The 6938-nt window shown below is 56.0% G+C and carries 5 protein-coding genes; all 5 read left to right on the plus strand.

The window, feature by feature from the left end; all coding sequences use genetic code 11:
* The first annotated feature begins 101 nt into the window (after positions 1–101).
* The 5 genes from FKN99_RS11590 (at position 102) to FKN99_RS11610 (ending at position 6775) form a co-directional block, all read left to right on the plus strand.
* Positions 102–1322: an aldose epimerase family protein gene (locus FKN99_RS11590; protein WP_172117989.1), complete on the plus strand. Its 1221-nt coding sequence runs from the start codon at positions 102–104 to the stop codon at positions 1320–1322.
* A 75-nt stretch (positions 1323–1397) separates the two neighbouring features.
* Positions 1398–2390: an arabinose ABC transporter substrate-binding protein gene (locus tag FKN99_RS11595; protein WP_172117990.1), complete on the plus strand. Its 993-nt coding sequence runs from the start codon at positions 1398–1400 to the stop codon at positions 2388–2390.
* 40 nt (positions 2391–2430) lie between these two features.
* Positions 2431–3924, plus strand: a complete 1494-nt coding sequence (gene araG, locus FKN99_RS11600) for an L-arabinose ABC transporter ATP-binding protein AraG (protein WP_172117991.1) — start codon at positions 2431–2433, stop codon at positions 3922–3924.
* Between the two features lie 37 nt (positions 3925–3961).
* Positions 3962–4972: an L-arabinose ABC transporter permease AraH gene (gene araH / locus FKN99_RS11605; protein ID WP_172117992.1), complete on the plus strand. Its 1011-nt coding sequence runs from the start codon at positions 3962–3964 to the stop codon at positions 4970–4972.
* Positions 4973–5029: 57 nt separating this feature from the next.
* On the plus strand, positions 5030–6775 hold the full coding sequence (locus FKN99_RS11610) for an IlvD/Edd family dehydratase (RefSeq protein WP_172117993.1): 1746 nt from the start codon (positions 5030–5032) through the stop codon (positions 6773–6775).
* The last annotated feature ends 163 nt before the right edge of the window (positions 6776–6938 follow it).

The following is a 6938-nucleotide window of genomic DNA, read 5'->3' on the forward strand; positions in this document are numbered from 1 at the left end:
GCTGTCTAGTGTAGGGCGTGTAGTGGAAAAATTGGTAATGAACCTGGTAGTGAACCGCATACCGCACGAATAACAATAACGATGTTAACAGGAGGAACACCATGCCCTCTCATACAGGTAGCGTTGGCTCAAGATTGTTACTGAGCGCAGGCGTCATCGCGCTGATGACAAACGTAGCCCAGGCCCAAAGTGATAAGGAACCCATGGCGAACAGTAAAGCAGAGAACGCCGTCGAACAATCGACGTTCGGCCAGTTGCCGGACGGCCGTGAGGTGCAAAGCTACCGGCTGACGAACGCCAATGGCGTTGAGCTTCAGGTCATTAATTACGGGGGCACAATCGTATCCCTGAAAGTACCTGACGTAGACGGAAATATTGACGATATCGCGCTGGGTTTTGAATCGCTGGATGGTTATCTGTCTGACACTTACCAGCAAGCTAATCCCTACTTTGGCGCACTCATCGGCCGCTACGGCAACCGTATCGCCGAAGGTCAGTTTGCGCTGGAGGGTGAAACTTACTCGTTAGCCACCAACGATGGTGATAACCACCTGCACGGCGGCGAGCAAGGGTTTGATCGTGTGCTCTGGCAGGCCGAGCCTTTTGAAAATGAGGAAGGGACGGGGCTGGTGTTGAGCTATGTCAGTGAGGATGGCGAAGAGGGCTATCCTGGAGAGCTGACGGTTGAAGTGACGTATACCCTTACCGATCAAAATGAACTGATTGTCGATTACCAGGCCGAGACCGACAAGGCAACGCCCGTCAATCTTACCCAGCACAGTTACTTCAACCTTAAGGGTGAAGGAAACGACTCCATCCTTGATCATCAGCTTATGCTCAATGCCGATGCCTTTACCCCGGTGAGTGAATCATTGATTCCGACGGGCGAGCTGCAGCCTGTTGAAGGCACGCCGTTCGATTTTACCCAGGCCACGTCGATTGGCGAGCGTATTGAGCAAGATAACGATCAACTGCGCTTTGGGCAGGGCTACGACCATAACTTTGTGCTTAACCGAGATAACGCCGAGCAAGGCGATCTGGTGATGGCCGCTAGGGTGTGGGAGCCACAAAGTGGACGGCTGTTGGAAATTGAAACCACTGAGCCTGGTATTCAATTTTATTCGGGGAATTTTTTGGCCGGTGATTTAACGGGCAAAAGTGGCAATGCCTATCCGCAGCGCTCTGGCTTTGCACTGGAAACGCAGCATTTTCCCGATTCGCCTAATCAGGATGCCTTTCCCAGCACGGTGCTACAGCCAGGAGAGACCTACCGTTCACGTACCACCTTCCGCTTCTCTGCCCAGGACGATATGGACGCCTAGCCAAGTGCCTGACGAGCAGCAGACAGTGATTGCAGCAATAACATCAATAATAATTGGAACATCAGGAGCACAACAATGAGCATCGTAACCACGTTTACGCGCCTGGCGCTGGGTAGCGCCGTCATGCTGGCCTCGCTGGGTTCTGTGCAGGCACAGGACGACGTGAAGATGGGCTTTATCGTCAAAAAGCCGGAACAAGCCTGGTTTATTAACGAACAGCGCGCCGCTACAGAGGCGGGTGAGGAGCTTGGATTCCAGGTTGTTCGTCTGGGTGGTGAAGATGGTCAAGAGGTGCTTAGCGCGATTGATAACCTTTACTCACAAGGCGCTCAAGGGTTTGTCATTTGCCCGCCAGATGTACGTCTTGGGCCTGCGATCATGAATCGCGCCGAACAGTACGGCATGAAAGTGGTGACCGTCGATGACCAGTTTGTTAACGCCAGTGGTGAGCCTATGGAAGGCGTACCGCACCTGGGTATGTCCGGCACCAAAATTGGCCAGCAGGTTGGTGAGGCAATTGCCGCCGAAATGGAAGCCCGTGGCTGGGATGTTGAGAACGTAGGTGCGCTGCGTATTACCAATAACGAGCTACCGACTGCCGTTGAACGGACGGATGGAGCGACCCAAGCGCTGCTTGCTTCGGGCTTCCCCGAAGAGAACATCTTCGATGCGCCTCAACAAAGTACGGATACGAGTGGTGCATTTTCCGCTGCATCACCGGTGCTTTCTCAGCGCGGTGATTATGAGCACTGGGTAATCTACGCGCTGAATGAAGAGAGTGTGCTGGGGGGCGTTCGGGCGACCGAACAGTACGGCCTGGCCGCTGAGGATGTCATTGGGGTGGGCATCAATGGTTCAGGCGCGGCATTTGCTGAGTTTTCCCGCGACAACCCCACGGGCTTCCACGGCACCGTTGCGGTGAGTTCTACCATGCACGGTCGACAAACGGCTGAAGACCTTTACCGTTGGATCAGCGAAGACCAGGAGCCTCAGGCGATTACAGAAACGTCCGGTACGTTAATGACGCGTGATAACTGGGAAGAAGTGCGCGACGCGCTCGGTCTGTAACTGACTTTTTGTGACGGGCTATTTGGTGGAGTGCTCACGTATGTCTGATCCATATCTTCGCTTTGACAATATCAGTGTTGTATTCCCTGGGGTGCGCGCGCTGGATGGGGTGAGCTTTGCTGCTCATACCGGCCAAGTGCATGCGCTGATGGGCGAAAACGGCGCGGGTAAGTCGACGTTGCTGAAGGTGCTTAGCGGGGTGAACCGCACTGCAGAGGGGGCTCTCTGGATTGATGGACAGCGCCACGTGTTCAGCAATGCTCGTGAAGCATTACGCGAAGGGATCGCCATTATCTACCAGGAGCTAACGCTCTCGCCCAATATGTCGGTCGCTGAAAACCTGCTGCTGGGCCAGCTGCCTACGCGTCAGGGGTTTGTGAACCGGCGAAAGATGCGGGAAAGGGCGCTGGCGATTCTGGCTGACCTTGGCGAGGGTGACATTCATCCCTCGACCAAGGTGCGCGATCTCTCTATCGGTCAGCAGCAGATGATTGAGATTGGCCGTGCATTGCTGCGTGATGCCCGCGTTATCGCTTTCGATGAACCTACCAGTAGCCTTTCCATTCAGGAAATCCGTCAGCTTAAACGCATCGTCAAACGCCTGCGCGACGAGGGGCGGGTGGTGCTCTACGTGACCCATCGCATGGAAGAAGTGTTTGAGATGTGCGATGCGGTCACTATCTTTCGCGACGGCCAGCATATTCGTACCCACGAAGATATGTCGCAGCTGACGCATGATCTATTGGTTAGCGAGATGGTGGGGCGGGACATCGATGACGTGTACGGCTATCGCGCCCGCGAGCAGGGCGATGTGGTGCTGTCTGTTGACGAGATTCAAGGGCGCGGCCTGAATGCACCGGTTAGCTTCTCCGTAAAGCGTGGCGAGGTATTTGGCTTGTTTGGCCTGGTAGGCGCCGGTCGCAGTGAGCTATTGCGGCTGGTATGCGGGGTGGAAGCGCCTAAAGCAGGTAGCGTGACGTTCCAGGGCGAATCGCGACGCTTTAAAAGTCCCGCAGAGGCGATTCGTTCTGGTATCGCCATGTGCCCGGAGGACCGTAAATCTCAAGGGATTTTCCCCGTGGCGAGCGTTGCCGACAACCTCAATATCAGCTGTCGGCGGTTTTTTAAGCGCTGGGGTGTTTTCCGTCACCCTGGCCGCGAACGACGCAATGCTGAAGCCTATATTCAGCAGCTTAGCGTTAAAACCCCCAGCTATCGGGCACCGATAGGCAAGCTATCCGGGGGCAATCAGCAAAAGGTAATTTTGGCCCGCTGGCTCGCGGAAGAGATTGACCTTTTCGTAATGGACGAGCCCACGCGTGGGATTGATGTGGGCGCGCGTAGAGACATTTATAGCCTGCTTTACGACTTGGCCGAGCAGGGAAAAAGCATTGTCGTGATTTCCAGCGACCTTGCCGAAGTTAGCTCCATCTGTGACCGCATCGCAGTGATGCGCGACGGTGAGCTGGTCGACGTGGTGCCAAGAGACGCCGCCACGCCCGAACGACTATTAGGCCTGGCACTACCCGCCTAAGCGGTACCCATTATCGAACACGTTCAGGACACCTGTGATGACATCGAACAAATTAACCCAAGAAGGTGTTGAGCCAACGCGCCCTGCGGGGCGCCAAGGGCTCGTTAAACCGCTGCGCACGCTGTTGGACACCTCTGGGCTGATCGCCGTTTTTATGCTGCTCTTTATCGCCCTAGCGGTGTTTATCCCCGACTTTCTTACCGGGCGAAACATGGTGGGGCTGCTGCTTTCGATCACCCTGATAGGCAGTCTGGCGACCACGATGATGCTGGTGTTGGCGCTGGGCGAGGTGGACCTTTCGGTGGCCTCAATCGTGGCGTTTGCGGGGGTAGTGGCAGCGGTTGTGACCTCTAGCACCGGTAGCGTTTTTATCGGCGTTATAGGTGGCGTTGTTGCCGGGGGCGCGGTGGGGGCCTTTAACGGGTTTGTGATTGCCAGGTTTGGTATTAACTCGCTGATTGCCACGTTGGCGGCGATGGAGTTTGTTCGCGGGCTGGCCTATATCACCTCGGGCGGCGATGCGGTGATGATTACCGTGCCGGGTTTCTTTGACCTGGGTAGCGCTTCATTTCTAGGCCTGACGCTGCCGGTGTGGACCATGTTGGCCTGCTTTGTCATCTTCGGTGTGGTGCTCAATATGACCGCCTTCGGACGCAATGTGCTGGCCACGGGCGGTAACTCGGAGGCCGCGTCGCTCGCGGGGGTCAATGTCCGCCGACTCAAGATTATTGTCTTTGGTTTACAAGGCGTTGTTGCAGGCGTAGTGGGCGTGTTACTGGCCTCACGGATGGGCTTGGGCGACCCCAATACCTCCATGGGGCTAGAGCTTGCGGTGATTTCTGCCTGTGTACTGGGTGGGGTGGCGCTATCGGGCGGCGTTGCCACTATCACCGGTGTAGTCGTCGGCGTACTGATTATGGGCTGCGTGCAGAATGCCATGGGGCTACTCAACGTACCAACGTTCTATCAGTACCTGGTACGAGGGGCAATTCTGCTGCTGGCGGTAATGTTTGACCGCTGGAAACAGACGCGACGTCAGCGCGCCTAACGACACTTTTTTCCTGTTTTGTTTCTATCTTTTACCGAATTGTACGGAGAGACGTCCATGTCTGAACGAAAGCCGCCCCTACGCTCTGCCCAGTGGTTTGGAACCGCCGATAAAAACGGCTTTATGTACCGCAGCTGGATGAAAAACCAAGGCATTCCCGACCATGAATTCCAAGGCAAGCCGATTATCGGCATCTGTAACACCTGGTCAGAACTAACGCCTTGCAACGCTCACTTTCGCAAGCTAGCGGAGCATGTAAAGCAGGGCATACTGGAAGCGGGTGGCTACCCGGTGGAATTCCCGGTCTTCTCCAGCGGTGAATCCAACCTCCGCCCGACCGCAATGTTTACCCGTAACCTTGCCAGCATGGATGTTGAAGAGGCGATTCGTGGCAACCCGATTGATGCAGTGGTGCTGCTGGTAGGTTGTGATAAAACGACCCCAGCGCTGTTAATGGGCGCGGCGAGCTGTGATATCCCCACCATCGTCGTGACCGGCGGCCCCATGCTTAACGGCAAGCACAAGGGCAAGGACATCGGTTCGGGCACCGTGGTCTGGCAACTTTCTGAGCAGGTCAAAGCGGGCGAGATTTCACTGCACGACTTTATGGCCGCTGAAGCGGGCATGTCGCGCTCGGCGGGCACCTGTAACACCATGGGTACCGCGTCTACCATGGCCTGCATGGCGGAATCCCTGGGCACCTCACTACCTCACAATGCGGCAATTCCTGCGGTGGATTCGCGTCGTTATGTGCTCGCACACCTTTCCGGTAACCGTATTGTCGAGATGGTTAATGAAGACTTAAAGCTCTCCAAAATCCTTACGAAAGAAGCGTTTGAGAATGCCATTCGTACCAACGCAGCGATTGGCGGCTCCACCAACGCGGTGATCCACCTGAAAGCGATTGCCGGGCGGATGGGGGTAGACCTTAAGCTGGACGATTGGAGCCGGGTGGGGCGCGGTACGCCCACAGTGGTAGACTTACAGCCCTCCGGGCGTTATTTGATGGAAGAGTTCTACTACGCTGGAGGCCTGCCCGCCGTACTAAAACGCTTGGGGGACGCTGATCGCCTGCCCTTTAAAGACGCTCTCACCGTTAACGGTAAAACCCTGTGGGAAAACGTCAAGGACGCCCCGCTGTATAACGACGATGTGATTCGTCCACTGGATAACCCGCTGACCGCAGATGGCGGTATCTGCGTGCTGCGCGGCAATCTTGCACCCAATGGCGCGGTGTTAAAGCCTTCGGCAGCGACCGCCGAACTGATGCAACACCGTGGTCGGGCCGTCGTGTTTGAAGACTTCGACGATTACAAAGCGCGCATCAACGACCCGGACCTGGACGTTGAAGCCAACGATATCCTGGTGATGAAACACTGCGGGCCTCGCGGTTATCACGGCATGGCCGAAGTCGGCAATATGGGGCTGCCGCCCAAGATCCTTGCTCAGGGCGTTACCGATATGGTGCGTATTTCTGATGCGCGCATGAGTGGGACCGCTTATGGCACCGTGGTGCTGCACGTGGCACCTGAAGCTGCCGCGGGTGGCCCCTTGGCCGCGGTGCGTAACGGCGACTGGATTGAATTGGACTGCGCCAGCGGCCGGCTGCACCTGGACGTCAGTGAAGAGGAGATTCAGGCACGCCTCGCCGCGTTTGATGCCACGGCGGCCTCGACCCTCATCGCAAGCCAGGGCGGCTATCGCCAGCTCTATATTGAGCGAGTGCTGCAAGCCGATGAAGGCTGTGACTTTGACTTCCTGATCGGCTGTCGGGGCTCTGACGTGCCGCGTCATTCGCACTGATAAGAATTTCCTGATGATTTTTTAACTATGATCGATGGTGGGAGCGGCCTGGGCAGGGCCTCCTTCCTGAACTTTTTATTGTATTTTGCACATGTTGTCTAAGCACTTCCCTCAGCATCCTGTTGCTCAAGATGGATGTTCTGATGCCAGCTGTTGGGAAGGT

Source organism: Halomonas hibernica, from assembly GCF_013183775.1.
GTDB lineage: Bacteria > Pseudomonadota > Gammaproteobacteria > Pseudomonadales > Halomonadaceae > Vreelandella > Vreelandella citrativorans.

What these genes read in the sequence shown, in the direction of transcription:
- FKN99_RS11590 (WP_172117989.1), top strand. Translation starts at nt 102, where the DNA reads ATGCCCTCTCATACAGGTAGCGTTGGCTCAAGATTGTTACTGAGCGCA.
- FKN99_RS11595 (WP_172117990.1), top strand. Translation starts at nt 1,398, where the DNA reads ATGAGCATCGTAACCACGTTTACGCGCCTGGCGCTGGGTAGCGCCGTC.
- araG (WP_172117991.1), top strand. Translation starts at nt 2,431, where the DNA reads ATGTCTGATCCATATCTTCGCTTTGACAATATCAGTGTTGTATTCCCT.
- araH (WP_172117992.1), top strand. Translation starts at nt 3,962, where the DNA reads ATGACATCGAACAAATTAACCCAAGAAGGTGTTGAGCCAACGCGCCCT.
- FKN99_RS11610 (WP_172117993.1), top strand. Translation starts at nt 5,030, where the DNA reads ATGTCTGAACGAAAGCCGCCCCTACGCTCTGCCCAGTGGTTTGGAACC.